14 protein-coding genes and 1 pseudogene are annotated in these 15,180 nt (G+C 62.8%); 10 read left to right on the top strand and 5 right to left on the bottom strand.

The genetic code is table 11. The features are described 5' to 3' along the window. The first annotated feature begins 341 nt into the window (after nt 1-341). From K3F49_RS11080 to dusA, 10 genes are all read left to right on the top strand, one after another. Nucleotides 342-1,742 carry an amidase gene (locus tag K3F49_RS11080; protein ID WP_234680958.1) on the top strand — a complete coding sequence of 467 codons (1,401 nt, stop codon included), beginning with the start codon at nt 342-344 and terminating at the stop codon, nt 1,740-1,742. A 17-nt stretch (nt 1,743-1,759) separates the two neighbouring features. Next, complete coding sequence (locus tag K3F49_RS11075; protein WP_234680957.1) at nt 1,760-2,758, top strand: acetamidase/formamidase family protein; 999 nt, start codon at nt 1,760-1,762, stop codon at nt 2,756-2,758. Nucleotides 2,759-2,792: 34 nt separating this feature from the next. Continuing rightward, nucleotides 2,793-4,028 (top strand): urea ABC transporter substrate-binding protein, encoded by a 1,236-nt coding sequence (locus tag K3F49_RS11070; protein WP_234680956.1) that lies wholly within the window; start codon nt 2,793-2,795, stop codon nt 4,026-4,028. Between the two features lie 98 nt (nt 4,029-4,126). Beyond that, nucleotides 4,127-4,993 (top strand): ABC transporter permease subunit, encoded by an 867-nt coding sequence (locus tag K3F49_RS11065; RefSeq protein WP_234680955.1) that lies wholly within the window; start codon nt 4,127-4,129, stop codon nt 4,991-4,993. 12 nt (nt 4,994-5,005) lie between these two features. Further along, nucleotides 5,006-6,076 (top strand): branched-chain amino acid ABC transporter permease, encoded by a 1,071-nt coding sequence (locus K3F49_RS11060; protein ID WP_234680954.1) that lies wholly within the window; start codon nt 5,006-5,008, stop codon nt 6,074-6,076. A 2-nt stretch (nt 6,077-6,078) separates the two neighbouring features. After that, nucleotides 6,079-6,798, top strand: coding sequence for an ABC transporter ATP-binding protein (locus tag K3F49_RS11055; protein WP_234680953.1), 720 nt, complete (start codon nt 6,079-6,081; stop codon nt 6,796-6,798). Continuing rightward, a complete protein-coding gene (locus K3F49_RS11050) occupies nt 6,788-7,513 on the top strand; it encodes an ABC transporter ATP-binding protein (RefSeq protein ID WP_234680952.1) in 726 nt (241 codons plus the stop codon). Before K3F49_RS11055 ends, K3F49_RS11050 begins: the two co-directional genes overlap by 11 nt. 46 nt (nt 7,514-7,559) lie before the next feature. Further along, nucleotides 7,560-8,321, top strand: coding sequence for an SDR family NAD(P)-dependent oxidoreductase (locus K3F49_RS11045; protein WP_234680951.1), 762 nt, complete (start codon nt 7,560-7,562; stop codon nt 8,319-8,321). 86 nt (nt 8,322-8,407) lie between these two features. Beyond that, nucleotides 8,408-9,811 (top strand): amidase, encoded by a 1,404-nt coding sequence (locus tag K3F49_RS11040; RefSeq protein WP_234680950.1) that lies wholly within the window; start codon nt 8,408-8,410, stop codon nt 9,809-9,811. Between the two features lie 173 nt (nt 9,812-9,984). Then, complete coding sequence (gene dusA, locus K3F49_RS11035; RefSeq protein WP_276575366.1) at nt 9,985-10,977, top strand: tRNA dihydrouridine(20/20a) synthase DusA; 993 nt, start codon at nt 9,985-9,987, stop codon at nt 10,975-10,977. A 48-nt stretch (nt 10,978-11,025) separates the two neighbouring features. Here dusA and K3F49_RS39640 read toward each other — a convergent pair. From K3F49_RS39640 to nhaD, 5 genes and pseudogenes are all read right to left on the bottom strand, one after another. Continuing rightward, a pseudogene (locus K3F49_RS39640) lies at nt 11,026-11,309 on the bottom strand (outer membrane protein); the annotation flags it as partial. 8 nt (nt 11,310-11,317) lie between these two features. Then, nucleotides 11,318-11,872 carry a TIGR02281 family clan AA aspartic protease gene (locus K3F49_RS11025; protein WP_234680948.1) on the bottom strand — a complete coding sequence of 185 codons (555 nt, stop codon included), beginning with the start codon at nt 11,870-11,872 and terminating at the stop codon, nt 11,318-11,320. A 28-nt stretch (nt 11,873-11,900) separates the two neighbouring features. Continuing rightward, nucleotides 11,901-12,104 (bottom strand): DUF1289 domain-containing protein, encoded by a 204-nt coding sequence (locus K3F49_RS11020; RefSeq protein ID WP_234680947.1) that lies wholly within the window; start codon nt 12,102-12,104, stop codon nt 11,901-11,903. A gap of 44 nt (nt 12,105-12,148) precedes the next feature. After that, entirely contained in the window at nt 12,149-13,744 is a 1,596-nt protein-coding gene (locus tag K3F49_RS11015; RefSeq protein WP_234680946.1) for a sensor histidine kinase, read from the bottom strand. A 142-nt stretch (nt 13,745-13,886) separates the two neighbouring features. Further along, nucleotides 13,887-15,164, bottom strand: coding sequence for a sodium:proton antiporter NhaD (nhaD, locus tag K3F49_RS11010; protein ID WP_234680945.1), 1,278 nt, complete (start codon nt 15,162-15,164; stop codon nt 13,887-13,889). Between the last annotated feature and the right edge of the window lie 16 nt (nt 15,165-15,180).

Raw genomic sequence — 15,180 nt, 5'->3', positions numbered from 1 at the left:
TTTTGCTGCGCAGCACTCTCGAAATTTAGGCAGACAGCATCGTTGACAATGCGATAGGCAGTTACTTAGACTTTTCTCCTACAGGGGCTCCTATCGAACCTCGCGTGCGTCGACCTGGCCGATGACGTCCAGCTCTTTGCACTAAGTGCTTCGTTCGATTTCGGACCCTAAGCGACAGATCATAGCCGCGGCATTTGAGCCATTCGTCGCCTCATTCGGGAGGGACGGGTGGCTTTTTTCGTTTGCCGCCCAAGAAAGCTGGCGATGCGTCCGCATCGCCAGAACGGTAGCGCATGCGCGGGGACCATCGTGCATCACGTCGAGCGGGAGGATAACGAGCGATGGCGGCAGCAGATATCCACTATCTCGGTCTCGTCGACGTCGGACGGAAGATCCAGGCTAAGGAATTGTCGCCGGTCGAAGCGACCAAGGCGATGCTTGGGCGTATCGAGAAGCTCGACGGCAAGCTCAAGAGTTTCGCATATGTGATGAGTGACGCGGCGCTTGCTGACGCCGCTGCGGCCGAGAAGGAGATTGCTTCCGGCAACATCAAGGGGCCGCTGCACGGTGTTCCGCTGGCGGTCAAAGATCTCTGCTGGGCCAGGGGCGCGCCTGCTGCGCACGGCATGACCATTCATCGTGAGTTCCGTCCCTCCGAAGATGCAACAGTCGTCGCGCGGCTGAAAAATGCCGGAGCGATCATTCTCGGCAAGCTGCAGCAGACCGAAGGCGCTTACGCTGATCACCACCCGAAGATCGACCCGCCGAAGAATCCGTGGAACGCTGATCTGTGGCCCGGCGCATCATCGAGCGGTTCCGGCGTCGCCACCGCGGCGGGGCTCTGCTTCGGTTCGCTCGGCACCGATACCGGCGGATCGATCCGTTTTCCCTCCGCAGCAAACGGTGTCACCGGACTCAAACCGACTTGGGGACGGGTCAGCCGCTACGGTGCCTTCGAGCTTGCGGCGACGCTGGATCATATCGGCCCCATGGCGCGGAGCGCGGTCGATTGCGGCGCCATCCTCGGCGTAATCGCAGGACAGGATCCCAAGGACACGACGTCGGTGCCGCTGCCCGTGCCCGATTATCTCGCCGGTCTGTCCGGCGACCTGCGGGGCGTGACGATCGGCGTCGACCGGCGCTGGACCAGCGAAGGCACCGACGGCGATGCCGCCAAGGTGCTGAGCGAAGGGCTGCGCGTGGCCGCCGATCTTGGTGCCAAGATCAAGGAGATTACCTTCCCCGACCCCAAGGCGGTCATAGACGACTGGTTCCCGCTTTGCGGCATCGAGGTGGCTGTCGCGCACGAGGACACCTATCCGGCGCGCAAGGACGAGTACGGCCCGGCGCTCGCTGGCCTGCTCGACCTTGGCCGGCAACAGTCGGGCATGGACTACCAGAAGATTGTGCTCCGGCGTGAGGCGTTTCGCGGTGCCGTGCGCGTGCTGTTCGAGACGGTCGATCTCATCGCGGTCCCGGCCCAGGCGTTCGCGGCGCCCACGCTGGCCAGGATGGCGGCACTCGGCGAGGACGCGTCGCTGATCGGTGGCCTGCTTCGCTTCACGTGCCCATTCGACATGACGGGAAGTCCGACCGTGACGCTGCCCGGCGGCTTTGCGATGAACGGCGGCCCAGTGGGCTTCCAGTTCGTCGGCCGTCATTTCGACGAGGCCAGTCTGGTTCGTGCAGGCGACGCATTCCAGCGTGTTACCGACTGGCACAAGCGTCATCCCGGGATCTGAGTTGAGGAGCCGATGACATGTCCGCAGAAGACTGGTTGAAGACATCAATCATGGCCAAGCGCGCGGTTGCGAAAGGCGCGACTGGCGCGACCCATAGTCTGACGATCGAGCAGCAGGGCGCCTTCCACTACGTTTACGGTCCCTATGCCAAGCCGACCCTGTCGATCGACCCCGGCGGGGTTGTTGTGGTCGAGACGGAAGACGCCTTCGGTGGCGTGCTCACCAAAGAGAGCGACAGTCCGACCGCCAAATTGAATTTCCCCTTTCTCAATCCGCAATGCGGGCCGATTGCGGTGAAGGGCGCCAAGAAAGGTGATTGCCTCGCGATCTATATCCGCGACGTGGAAACGCGGGGTGAGCAGCCGGCCGGCACGACCTGCATCATTCCGGAATTCGGCGGCCTGGTCGGAACAGCCTCGACAGCGCTGCTCAATCCACCGCTGCCGGAACGCGTGAAGAAGCTGCATGTCGACAGGAACGGCATACGTTGGAACGACAAGATTACGCTGCCTTATGAGCCGTTCATCGGCACCATCGGTGTATCGCCGGAGATCGAGGCAATCTCCTCGCTCCAACCGGACTACCACGGCGGCAACATGGATCTGCCCGATGTCGCCCCGGGGGCGATCATCTATTTCCCGGTGCACACCGATGGCGGAATGCTCTACGTCGGCGATTGCCATGCCACGCAAGGCGATGGCGAGCTCTCCGGCGTGGCGATGGAGCAGCGCGCGACCGTCACGCTGCAGGTCGACCTGATCAAGAACTGGAGCTTCGCCTGGCCTCGGCTCGAGACCAAGGACTTCATCATGACGATCGGCAGCGCGCGTCCGCTCGAAGATGCGGCGCGCATCGCCTATCGCGAGCTGGTGCGGTGGATGGCGGCCGACTACGGCTTCGACGAGATCGACGCCTACATGCTGCTTAGCCAGGCCGGCCGTATGCGCCTCGGCAATATGGTCGACCCCAAATACACGATGGGGGCGTCGATCCTCAAAGATTACCTCAAGCCATGACACTCAAAAGACATCAAGGACAGGGGATTTCACGATGAATTCACGACGTAAAATCAGACTTGCTCTCCTCGGCGCGTTGCTTGGAACCTCGGCGCTCGGTGTTGCCAAGGCCGCCGAGCCGCTGAAGATCGGCTTGCTCGAGGACGTCTCCGGCGATCTCGCGTTCATGGGCATGCCGAAGCTGCATGGTTCTCAGCTGGCTGTCGAAGAGATCAACAAGAGCGGTGGCATCATGGGGCGGCAGATCGAGCTGATCCACCTTGATCCGCAGGGCGACAACGCGCGCTACCAGGAATTCGGCCGACGTCTGCTCAATCGCGACAAGGTCGACGTGCTGATCGGCGGCATCACCTCGGCCTCGCGCGAAGCGCTGCGCCCGATCGTCGATCGTACCTCGACGCCGTATTTCTACACAAACCAGTATGAAGGCGGTGTTTGCGACGCCAGCATGATCAGCATGGGCGCGGTGCCCGAGCAGCAGTTCTCGACGCTGATCCCCTGGATGGTCGAAAAGTTCGGCAAGAAGGTCTACGTCATCGCCGCCGATTACAATTTCGGCCAGATCTCGGCAGAGTGGAACCGCAAGATCATGAAGGATCTCGGCGGTGAGGTCGTGGGCGAAGAGTTTATTCCGCTGGGCGTGTCGCAGTTCGCGCAGACGATCCAGAATATCCAGAAAGCGAAGCCGGATTGGTTGCTTACGATCAATGTCGGAGCTGCCCAGGACTCATTCTTTGAGCAGGCCGCCGCGGCCAATCTCAACTTGCCGATGGGCTCGTCGATCAAGGTCATGCTCGGTTTCGAGCACAAGCGGTTCAAGCCGCCGGCGCTCAACAACATGCACGCGACCGCCAACTGGTTCGAGGAGATCGATACGCCGGAAGCGAATGACTTCAAGAAGCGCTGGCACGCAAAGTTCCCCGACGAGCTTTACATCAATGATATGGGATATAACGCCTATAACGCGCTCTACATGTACAAAGCGCTGGTCGAGAAGGCGAAGTCGACCAAACTGGAGGATATGCGCAAGGTCATCGCAACTGGCGACGCTTGCATCGATGCGCCCGAAGGCAAGGTCTGCGTCGATCCGAAGAGCCAGCATACGTCGCACCGCATGCGCCTGATCTCGGTCGGGCCCAAGCACGAGGTGACGGTGGAGAAGGACTACGGGGTGATCCAGCCTTATTGGCTTGGTCAAATCGGTTGTGACCTCACCAAGAAGAACGACAAGGATCAGTACACGCCGAGCCATCTCCCCAACAAGTCGTGACGTCGGGCGGGCACGGATCTTGCTCGTGTTTGACGTCACGATCTTGAACAAGGCCGGCGCCGCAACGATGCGGCGCCGCGATCGGCAAGGGGATCAAGATGTCGGCTGAAGTGTTCTCGTTATTCTATCAGTTCGCCGACGTGTTCGCGTTCCTCATACTCTCGGCCGCAGGCCTCGCCATCGTGTTCGGCATGATGGGCGTTATCAACATGGCACATGGCGAGTTCATCATGTGCGGCGCCTACGTGACGGTCGGCTTGGTAAACCTGGGCGTGCCGCTCGCGATCTCCCAGATCCTGGCCGCGCTGACGGCGGGGCTCATCGGTGTTCTCGTCGAGTTTCTGGTCGTACGGCGCTTCTACAAACGACCGCTGGATTCGCTGCTCGCGACTTGGGGTCTCAGCCTGATCGTGACGCAATCGATGCTCCTGATCGTCGGTTCTGCCGTGCGGGGCATCGGCACGCCCGAGGGTAGCTTCGCGATCGGCGGCTATACGTTCTCGACTTACCGTCTGGTGCTGTTCGGTTGCGCCGTAGCGGTGCTGGTCGCTCTCTACATCATCTTCATGAAAACACGGTTCGGCGTGATTGCCCGCGCGACGATGCAGAATGCGGCGATGGCGAAGGCGTTGGGCGCACGCACCGGCCGCATCTATGCGATCAGTTTTGGAATCGGCGCCGGCCTTGCCGGTCTTTGCGGTGCGCTCTATGCGCCGACCATGACGCTGATCCCGACCATGGGGGCGACTTTCGTGGTTGAAAGCTTCGTCACGGTCGTCATTGGAGGGGCCAACGTGCTGCTCGGAACGGCGCCGGCCGCGGTGTTCCTGGCGATGATCCGGATGGCGCTGAATGCGAGCTACGGTCAGATCATCGGTCAGATCGGCATGCTGGTCGCCGTCATCCTGATTGTCCGCGTGCTGCCGGAAGGTCTGTCCAGCGTGCTGGCTCGTCGTGGGCGCTAAAGGGAATCTGTGATGTTCAAGCTGCTGGAAGGCCCACAGACGCTCGGACGCGGCAAATTGTTCTGGTCCTGCGTCCTTGCTGTGCTGGCCGGCGCGCTGGTCTATCCGCTATTCGCCGATTCCTACGACGTCGGCAATTTCGCCTACTTCCTGATCTGGATCTTCATGGCGCTTGGCCTCTGCCTGATGTGGGGCTATGGCGGCATGCTGTCGTTCGGCCAGACCTTGTTCTTCGGCATCGCCGGTTACGGTTATGGCGTGCTGGCGATCAACATGGGCGGCGGCACGGCGACGATCGCCGCGCTCGTCCTCTCCGTTGCCCTCGCGATGATCGCGGCGGGCATTCTCGGCTATTTCATGATCTGGGGCGGCATCAACGGCATCTTCTTCGGCATCGTGACGCTGTCCGCAACCCTTGTGCTGGCCTTCTTCCTCGGCCAGACGGCGGGGCCGGAATGGCATATCGGCCCGGCTCGCCTGAACGGATTTAACGGCATGAAGGGTATGGATCCGCTCACCGTTGGCGACTTCTATATCGAGGGATCGGCGCTCTATTACGTCATGATCGCGCTGATCGTGATTGTCTATCTGGCTCTTCGGATGCTGGTGAATTCTGGGATCGGCAACGTCATCGCGGCGACGCGTGAAAATCCTCAGCGCGCCGAGATGCTGGGTTATGACGTCCGGAAATATCAACTCCTGACCTTCGTCATCGGCAGTGGTCTCGCTGGCCTCAGTGGCGCGCTGTACACCTCCTGGGGGCAGTTCATCACGCCGTCCAGCATCGGCCTGCCTGCGGCTGCAATGCCCATAGTATGGGTGGCCTTTTCGGGGCGCAGCGATCTGACGGCGACGCTGGTCGGGTCGTTCCTGCTGCTGTTCGGCTTCCAGACCATCACGGTCTACAGCCAGCAGGCAGCGCTGGTTCTGATGGGTGCGCTATTGCTCGCCACGGTGATGCTGGCACCGCAGGGGTTTGTGCTCGGCATCGGCAAGCTCGTCGCCGATCGGTGGCGCGGCCGCCGTCGCGATGACGGTACCGTCATGGCGGAGGCCGGACGCTTGCAGTCGGAAGAGTCCTGATCATGGCGCTGGTCGAAGTCAAAGGCGTATCCAAACGTTTTGGCGGATTGACCGCCGTCTCCGACGTCGACCTCACGGTCAACGCGGGAGAGGTCCACTGCCTGATCGGACCCAACGGCGCCGGCAAAAGCACGTTGTTCAAGCTGATCGTCGGTCTCTACCCACCGAGCCAGGGCAGCATCCTGTTCGATCGCGTTGACATCACTGCCGAGCGTCCATATGCGCGCGTGCAGCGGGGTATGAGCATCAAGATGCAGGCTCCGAGCGTATTCAAGGAGCTGCCGGTGCGGCAGAACATCCAGATCGCGCTCCAGGATCGCGTGTCCGGAGCGGAGCGCATCTCCGAGGAGGATCGCCTGCTGACGCTGCTCAATCTCACGGCGGACAGCGAGAAGCTCGCGGGTGCGCTGTCGCACGGTCAGCAGCAATGGCTCGAGATCGGGATGGCGCTGGCGTTGAAGCCGCAGCTCTTGCTGCTGGACGAGCCGACAGCTGGCATGTCTCCGGAAGAGACCTTCAAGACCGGGGAGCTGGTTAAATCATTCAACGCCGAAGGCATGACGGTGCTGGTCGTCGAGCACGACATGGCGTTTGTACGGCAGGTGGCCCAGCGGGTCACCGTGCTGCATCTCGGCAAGATTTTTGCGCACGGCGATCTCGAAAGCATTTTGCAGGACGAGAACGTTGCGGAAATCTATCTGGGGAAGACCCATGCTCACTAGAACCCCGCGCACTGACCGGATTCTCGACGTATCGGAGCTGTGGGCCGGATACGGTGCGACGCCGATCCTGCAGGGTGTCACCATGTCGGTCTCGCGTGGCGAGATCGTTGGCGTGATCGGCCGCAACGGCGTCGGCAAGTCGACCTTGATGCGCTGCCTGATCGGCCTGCTGCGGTCCTGGCGCGGCACGATCAGCTTCATGGAGCAGGATGTAACTGCGCTCGAGGCGGACGCGCGGGCGCGGGCGGGATTCGGCTACATCCCGCAGGGGCGCGATGTCTTTCCGCAGATGACCGTTGAGGAGAATCTTCAGGTCGGTGAGCTGATCGGTGGTTCCGGCGGCAAGAAGCTGCCGGAGCTCGTCTATGAGTATTTTCCGCGGCTGAGGGAGCGCCGGCGGCAGGCCGCGGGCACCATGTCGGGCGGCGAGCAGCAACAGCTTGCCATCGGTCGCGCGCTGATTGGCAATCCATCCCTCATGATCCTGGACGAGCCGTCCGAGGGCATCCAGCCCTCGATCGTCCAGCTTATCTGTGAGGCGCTGAGATCGTTCCGGAACGAGCTTGGGACCACGATCATCTTTGTCGAGCAGAACCTCGACACAATTCTGGCGATCGCCGAGCGCTGTTACATCATGGAGAAGGGCAAGATCACGCAGTCGCTGGCAGGCAGCGAAGTCAATGAGGACAATGTCCGCGCACAGCTCCTGCTCTGAAGGGTCGCAAGGCGGGATTTAAGTCGTCAATAGGGAGGGAATGGACATGGATCTGGGACTCAAGGGAGCAAAGGTTCTCGTCACCGGGAGCACCAAGGGCATCGGCAGGGCGATCGCCGATACGTTTGCAGCCGAGGGCGCCAATGTCGGCATCTGCGCGCGGAACCAGGCCGATGTCGACAGCGCGGTCACCGCGATCAGGGCGAAAGGCGTCGTTGCATTTGGAAGTTCGGTCGACGTCTCCAACGGCCCGGCGCTCAAGGCCTGGGTCGAGGACATGGCCTCGAAGCTCGGCGGCATCGACGTCGTTGTCGCCAATGTCAGCGCACTATCGATCGGGCAGGACGAGGAGAGCTGGGAAAAGGAATTCTCCACCGACATGATGGGCACGGTGCGCCTGGTCAACGCGGCGATGCCGTATCTGGAAAACAGCAAGGCCGCCGCGATCGTCACCATCTCGAGCGTCTCGGGGCGCGAGGTCGATTTCGCCAGCGGTCCCTACGGCACGTTCAAGGCGGCGATCATTCACTACACGCAGGGGCTCGCGTTTCAACTTGCCGCCAAAGGCATCCGCGCCAACTCGGTATCGCCCGGTAACACCTATTTCGAGGGCGGCGTCTGGAGCCAGATCAAGGACGGCAATCCCGAGCTCTACAAGACCGCGCTGGCGCTCAACCCGACCGGTCGCATGGGCACGCCGCAGGAAATGGCGAACGGTGCAGTGTTCCTTGCCAGCAAGGCCGCGAGCTTTATCACGGGGACCAATCTCGTGGTCGATGGTGCGCTCACACGCGGGGTGCAGTTCTAGGCGCATCCAAAGCAGCGCGGTCTGGAGGCCGGGCTGTCCGCGGCGCCGGTGAGCGAAGCGATTTCCGACAACAGCAGGGCTGTCAGATGTCAGCAGATCCAATTCACTACAAGTCGATCACCGAGCTCTCTGAGCTGTTCCGCCGGGGTGAGCTTCTGCCCTCGACAGTGACTGAGGCGATGCTGGGCCGGATCGCGAAGCTCGACGCCAAATTTCACGGCTACGCGCTCGTCCTGGCTGAGCGCGCCATGGCGCAAGCGAAGCGCTGTGACGCCGAGCTTGCCAAGGGCATCTGGCGCGGGCCGCTGCACGGTGTGCCGATCGGATTGAAGGATCTCTGCTACACCACATTCGCACCGACCGCAGGCGGCACCACGATCCATGCCAAATTTGTCCCGTCCTTCAACGCGACGATCGTGGACCGGCTCGAGCTCGCGGGTGCCGTCACGCTCGGCAAGCTGAAGATGACCGAGGGTGCCTATACCAGCCATCATCCGAACGATCAGGCGCCACTCAATCCCTGGGGCGTCGACTACTGGGTCGGCTCCTCCTCGAGCGGATCGGGCGTGGCGACGTCGGCGGGGCTCTGCTTCGGCTCGATCGGCAGCGACACCGGCGGCTCGATCCGGTTTCCGTCGGCGACGTGCGGGCTGACCGGGCTCAAGCCGACGTGGGGACGTGTGAGCCGTCACGGCGTCTTTCCGCTGGCGGACTCGCTCGACCATGTCGGGCCGATATGCCGGAACGCAGCCGATGCGGCAGCCATGCTTGGCGTCATCGCAGGCGCGGACGTCAACGACCCGACCACCCTGCAGGCGGCCGTGCCGAACTATCTGGCGGGGATCGGTGACGGCATCCGCGGCTTACGAATTGGCGTGGACCGCAGCTACACCCAGAACGGGATCGATCCGCAAGTGGTCGCCGCGTTGCTGGAGGCCGAACGCACGCTTGCGGAACTCGGTGCCGACATCCGCGAGGTCAAGTTTCCGACATACGAGAAGCTTGTCAGCATGTGGATCCCGATGTGTTCAATCGAGACTGCGGAGGCGCATCTCGCGACCTATCCGTCACGGAAGTCGGAATACGGCCCGGACCTCGCGCAACTGATCGAGCAGGGAAGATCGATGAATGGCGTCGAAATCGCAGAGATCCATCATGAGCGGTTGAAGTTCTCCGGCAGCCTGGCCGCCCTGTTCGGAGATATCGACCTACTCCTGATTCCCACCATGCCGGTGCCAATCCCGACACTGACCAAGATGGGCGAATACGGCGCCGATCCGAACGTGCTGCTTAGCATCCTGCGATTCACCGCGGTGTTCGATTTCTCGGGCAGCCCAACCGTCACGCTGCCGAACGGCACGGCGTCAGACGGCCTTCCGCTCAGCATGCAGCTGGTCGGCCCGCATATATCCGAGGATGTGCTCGCCCGCGCTGGGTATGCCTTCCAATCCGTGACGGATTGGCACACCCGGCGCGCCCCCATCGAATGAACGGCATCGGATACGATCCCTGACAATCGAGCGGCAATCCGAAGGCGATTTCCGCTTCCTTTTCTTGCCTGTATGGCCCAAGAACCGACAGATGGTGGTAGCTTGATAAAATCAAATTTCGCAATCGGTCCAATGACATATGGGATCGATTGCGGAGTGAATAACTATGTAAAATGAACGACTTAGATCGAAAATTCTCTATCGCCCCCATGATGGATTGGACCGACCGGCACTGCCGGGTGTTCCACCGACACCTGACGCGGCGGGCGTTGCTCTATACGGAGATGCTGACCACCGGCGCCATCATTCATGGCGATCGGGAGCGGCTGCTCGGTTTCGACACGACTGAGCACCCTGTGGCGCTGCAGCTTGGCGGCTCGGATCCGCGGGACCTCGCTGAAGCCGCGCGGATCGGCGAGGGTTTTGGCTATGACGAGATCAATCTCAATGTCGGCTGCCCATCGGATCGCGTGAAGGACGGACGTTTCGGCGCCTGTCTGATGGCGGAGCCGGAGCTCGTCGCGCGATGTGTCGCGGCGATGAAGCGCGCAGTGTCGATTCCCGTCACGGTGAAATGCCGCATTGGCATCGACGACCAGGATCCCGAAGTCGCGCTCGATACGTTGGCGCATGCTGTGGTCGCTGCGGGCTGCGACGCGCTGATCGTGCATGCCCGGAAGGCCTGGCTGAACGGCCTGTCGCCGAAGGAGAACCGCGACATCCCGCCGCTCGACTATGACCGCGTCTATCGGCTCAAACGCGCGATGCCGGAGGTGCCTGTCATTATCAACGGCGGCGTTCCCAGCATCGAGGAGGCGAAAGCGCATCTTGCCCATGTCGACGGCGTGATGCTCGGCCGAGCCGCCTATCAGGAGCCGTGGCGGCTGCTCTTGGTCGATCCCGACCTGTTCGGCGAGGCGGCGCCGCACGCGACCATGCAGGACGCGTTCGAGGCGATGATACCCTATATCGAGGTGCAGCTCGCGCGTGGCACGCGGCTGCATGCCATCACGCGCCACTTCGTCGGTGCGTTCCACGCCGTGCCCGGCGCGCGCGCTTTCCGCCGACACCTCGCCGAGCACGGTGTGAAGCCGGGCGCCGGCATCGACGTCTTGCGTGACGCGATCGCGCATGTTGGTGCGCGTGCGCCGGCGGAGGCTGCCTAGTCACGAGAAAGCGCCGGATCGCGGAATCCGACTCTCTCCTGATCACGCTCAGCGGAACAGGTCGAAATGGCAGTTCACGCCGACGCGGAAGCTGTGGAATTTCGCAGCCGTCCAGTCCGGCAGGTCGTCGTGCTTGAACTCGGTGTGGGGATACTCGGCCTTGGCCGACCATTTCGGCAGGAACGCCCATTCCACGCCGCCGCCCGCGGTCCAGCCATCTTCATCTTGTTGATCGGGCCGTCCTTCAATTCGCCGGTGGCAAGACCTGCGGTTCCGAAGAACAGCAACCGTGAATCCATCGTGGCGATGCCGGCGCGGGCACGGCCGGAGAGCGCGGCCCTTAATCGACCGCCGTGCGCGTACGGCGGTGGCTGCTCTGGAGCTCAGGGTAGCCGGTGAGCATCAGCGTGTCGGACCGCACGCCCCAGCTCTCCAAGCGATCGAGGAAGCTCATGCCGAGCAGATTGGTCTTCATCTGCCCGCGCTGGACGACGAGGGCCGGCACCGATTTCTCGACGAGATGGCCGACGGCGAGCCGGTCGATCGTGAGCCGCGCCGCCTTGGTGTGGCCGCCGGCGGTTTCGAGGTCGACGTCATATTCGAGCATCTCGAGCGGCAGGCCGATCGCCTTCGCGGTTTCCCAGGTCAGCACCACGGAGGTGGCGCCGGTATCGATCACCATGGGCGCGGCCACGCCGTTGATCTTGGCGCGCAGCGCGAACTCGCCGCCCTGGCCGCGCTGGATCTGCACGGCGGGGGCAGGCGTTGCCGTTTGCGCACGAAAAATATGCGAGACCTTGTGGCTCGCGCGTGCGATCTGGTCGGGATCGCCATAGGCGACCACAGCGCCGGCCGTGGCTGCGAGCGTGACGAGAACGAGCAGGAAGCGGATCATCGCGCGCCTCCGATGGCACGCTCACCGGTCAAGCGCCTTTCGGCGATCCCCCGATCTGCTGCAGGCCGGCGTCGGTCATGCGCGTGGGCAACAGGGCCATCACTGCGAGCCGTTCCGCACTCTCCATCGCGTGCCAACGCGCGATCTCCGGCAAGGTCCGGCCGCAGCCGAAGCACAGCTTGGTCTTGGGATCGATCATGCAGACGGCGACGCACGGCGTTTCTTTGCTCATACGGACATAGTGAGGGATCGGCGGGCATGTCTGCAAGCATGTGTTTACGAGCCCGTGCCCGCGCTCATGATCGGCTTGTGGCGCGGCCTGCGCTTCTCGTCGGGCACCATGGAACTCTCCGGCTGCAGCGGCGGCGCTTCCTCCGAGAGCGGCGCAAGCGCGCTCATCACGCGCTCCGGCGGGAAGGTGACGATCACCTCGGTGCCGATGCGCAGCTTCGACTTCAGCGTGAACGTGCCGCCATGCAGATCGATCAGGTTCTTGGCGATGGGCAGGCCGAGGCCTGCGCCCTGTTCGGCCGATTTGATCGAGTTGGAGCCCTGGCCGAACGAGGCGAGCACGACCGGGATCTCGTCCTCGGGAATGCCGGGGCCGGAGTCCTTCACCGACAGATACTGGCCGCCCGAGGCGGTCCAGCCGGCCTTGAGCCAGATCTCGCCGCCTTGCGGGGTGAACTTGATCGAATTGGAGAGCAGGTTGAGCACGACCTGGCGGATCGCGCGCTCGTCGGCCCAGAGCCGCGGCATGGCCTGCTCGAACACCTCGTGGATGGTGATCCCGCGGCTCGAGGCGCGCAGCTTCATCAGATGATGGCAGTCGGCGACGATGCCGACCAGCGACACCGCTTCCTCGTTCAATTCGTAGCGGCCGGCCTCGATCCGCGACAGATCGAGGATTTCGTTGATGAGGTTGAGCAGGTGTACGCCGGAATTATGGATGTCTCCGGAATATTCCCTGTAGACCGGCACCGCATGCGCGCCAAAAATCTCGCTCTTCATCACCTCGGAGAAGCCGAGGATGGCGTTGAGCGGCGTGCGCAGCTCATGGCTCATCTGTGCGAGGAAGCGCGATTTGGCGACGTTGGCCGCTTCGGCACGGTGGCGGGCTTCGTCCGAGATCGCCTTGGCCTGTTCGAGCTCGCCGATCAGCGCGTCCTTCTCGGCGCGCGCCTCGAGCGTGGCGAAGGTCGAGGAGTGCAGGCGATGCGCCAGCAGCACGAAGTAGCCTTCCGCCGCGAGCGCGAGTGCAGCCAGGATGTAGTTGTCGAGCGAACCGGTCATCGCAAAGCTCAGCGCCATTGCGACCGCAACCGGCGCGGTGGCGGCAAGCGCTGCGATCGGCAGATTGGCAGCAAGCATGCTCGACACTGCAATCACCAGCAGCATCAGGAACATCATCAGCGTTTCCGTGACCATGTCGAGCACGGGATGAATCAGGATCGCCATCCAGCACAGGCCGTAGAGCAGATCGAGCACGACAAAACGCGTCCGCCAGGTGCGCGTCGCCGTGGGTGAGGCGGGCTCGGCCAGGAAGCGGCGGCAGCTGCGGATCATTGCCGCGTGAAGGCAGATCATGCCGGCGGTCCAGGCCGCGGCCGGAATCGGCTGCATCCAGAGTCCGAACAGCACGCCGGTGGCGACCACCAGCAGCATCACGACATAGGAGGCGGACAGGCGCGTCTGGGCGTACTGGCGCAACAGCTCGGCGTCGAAGGCCGGCCGGGTTCCGCTGGTCGACGTTAACTTATCGCGCGCCTCGCGCACCCGCTGCGACGCAGCCCTTCGGCTGCTCGCCGACGGAGCGCTGATTGGCTCGGCCGGAAGCTGCACAACTTCAGGCTTTTCAGCGGGGTTACTCATCAAGCAACAACGATTCCTGCCCACGTCGGACGCGGGCCTTCTGCATTGTCTATCTCTGGCAAGAAATCCTTAAGAGGTGACTTAAGGAGCTAAAGAATTACGTTAACCGGGCGTTAATTTTGGATCCCGGTGACCGCCCCGCTCAGTGCAGCCAGGCATGCTGTGCGACGTAGATCACGGCGCCGGCCAGGTAGCCCGCAAGCGCGGGCACGGCAATGCGGCGGGCGTACCAGAGGAACTCGATCCGCTCGAGCCCCATGGCGGCAACGCCCGCGGCAGAGCCGATGATCAGGATCGAGCCGCCGGTACCGGCGCAATAGGCGATGAACTCCCAGAGGAAGCTGTCGGGCGGGTAGTGGCCGAGGTCGTACATGCCCATGGTTGCTGCGACCAGCGGCACGTTGTCGACGATGGCGCTGAGCAGGCCGAGCACGACGACGATGACGTCCTGGCGGCCGATGGTCGTCTCCAGCCATCGGGCCAGCATCGTCAGGAGGCCGGCATGTTCCAGGCAGGCGACCGCCAGCAGAATGCCGACGAAGAACACGATCGAGCCCATGTCGATCCGGGTCAGGGCGTGGGCGAGCGAGAGAGGACGGCGCACGTGCTCGTCCTTGTCGCGATGAACGATCTCGCCGACCAGCCAGACGATGCCGAGGCCGAGCAGGACGCCCATGAAGGGCGGCAGATGCGTGACCGTCTTGAAGGCCGGCACCGCGATCAGCACGCCGAGCCCGAGATAGAACATCAGATTGCGCTCGAACCGGTCGACAGTGAGCAATCCGCTGTCGCGCGGTGGTGCCGCGATCGTCTTGCCTCTGAACGACAGACTGATGAAGGCCAGCGGCACCAGCAAATTGACCAGCGAAGGCAGGAACACCGCGCGCATGATGTTCAACGGCGTGATCTGTCCACCGATCCACAGCATGGTCGTGGTGACGTCGCCGATCACGGTCCACGCGCCGCCGGCGTTGGCGGCGATGACGATGAGGGAGGCGAACAGCAGGCGGTCGTCACGCCTGGCGATCAGACGCTGGATTAGCGAGACCATGACGATGGTCGTGGTCAGATTGTCCAGGATCGCGCTGAGGATGAACGCCACGAAACCGACCAGCCACATGAGCGTGACCTGGCTCGTGGTGCTGATGCGCGAGGTGATGACCTCGAAGCCGTCATGGGCGTCGATCACCTCGACGATGGTCATCGCGCCGATCAGGAAGAACACGATCTGCGCGGTCGAGGCGACGGACTCGTCGAGCTGATGGCCGACCAGCGCGTGATCGCCCGTCGTGAATGCGTAGATCGTCCAGAGCACGCCCGCGCCGAGCAGCGCGGATGCGCTCTTGTTGACCCCGATGGGGTGTTCGAGCGCGATCGCCGCATAGGCCAGAACGAAGATGACGACGATCGCAATCAGCAAGGCGGGGTCAGTTCGT

The sequence above is a fragment of the Bradyrhizobium monzae genome (genome assembly GCF_021458635.1).
GTDB lineage: Bacteria > Pseudomonadota > Alphaproteobacteria > Rhizobiales > Xanthobacteraceae > Bradyrhizobium.
The sequence above is the reverse complement of the archived record's forward strand: the minus strand, read 5'-3'. Positions and strand labels throughout refer to the sequence as shown.

What these genes read in the sequence shown, in the direction of transcription:
- K3F49_RS11080 (WP_234680958.1), top strand. Translation starts at nt 342, where the DNA reads ATGGCGGCAGCAGATATCCACTATCTCGGTCTCGTCGACGTCGGACGG.
- K3F49_RS11075 (WP_234680957.1), top strand. Translation starts at nt 1,760, where the DNA reads ATGTCCGCAGAAGACTGGTTGAAGACATCAATCATGGCCAAGCGCGCG.
- K3F49_RS11070 (WP_234680956.1), top strand. Translation starts at nt 2,793, where the DNA reads ATGAATTCACGACGTAAAATCAGACTTGCTCTCCTCGGCGCGTTGCTT.
- K3F49_RS11065 (WP_234680955.1), top strand. Translation starts at nt 4,127, where the DNA reads ATGTCGGCTGAAGTGTTCTCGTTATTCTATCAGTTCGCCGACGTGTTC.
- K3F49_RS11060 (WP_234680954.1), top strand. Translation starts at nt 5,006, where the DNA reads ATGTTCAAGCTGCTGGAAGGCCCACAGACGCTCGGACGCGGCAAATTG.
- K3F49_RS11055 (WP_234680953.1), top strand. Translation starts at nt 6,079, where the DNA reads ATGGCGCTGGTCGAAGTCAAAGGCGTATCCAAACGTTTTGGCGGATTG.
- K3F49_RS11050 (WP_234680952.1), top strand. Translation starts at nt 6,788, where the DNA reads ATGCTCACTAGAACCCCGCGCACTGACCGGATTCTCGACGTATCGGAG.
- K3F49_RS11045 (WP_234680951.1), top strand. Translation starts at nt 7,560, where the DNA reads ATGGATCTGGGACTCAAGGGAGCAAAGGTTCTCGTCACCGGGAGCACC.
- K3F49_RS11040 (WP_234680950.1), top strand. Translation starts at nt 8,408, where the DNA reads ATGTCAGCAGATCCAATTCACTACAAGTCGATCACCGAGCTCTCTGAG.
- dusA (WP_276575366.1), top strand. Translation starts at nt 9,985, where the DNA reads ATGAACGACTTAGATCGAAAATTCTCTATCGCCCCCATGATGGATTGG.
- K3F49_RS11025 (WP_234680948.1), bottom strand. Translation starts at nt 11,872, where the DNA reads ATGATCCGCTTCCTGCTCGTTCTCGTCACGCTCGCAGCCACGGCCGGC.
- K3F49_RS11020 (WP_234680947.1), bottom strand. Translation starts at nt 12,104, where the DNA reads ATGAGCAAAGAAACGCCGTGCGTCGCCGTCTGCATGATCGATCCCAAG.
- K3F49_RS11015 (WP_234680946.1), bottom strand. Translation starts at nt 13,744, where the DNA reads ATGAGTAACCCCGCTGAAAAGCCTGAAGTTGTGCAGCTTCCGGCCGAG.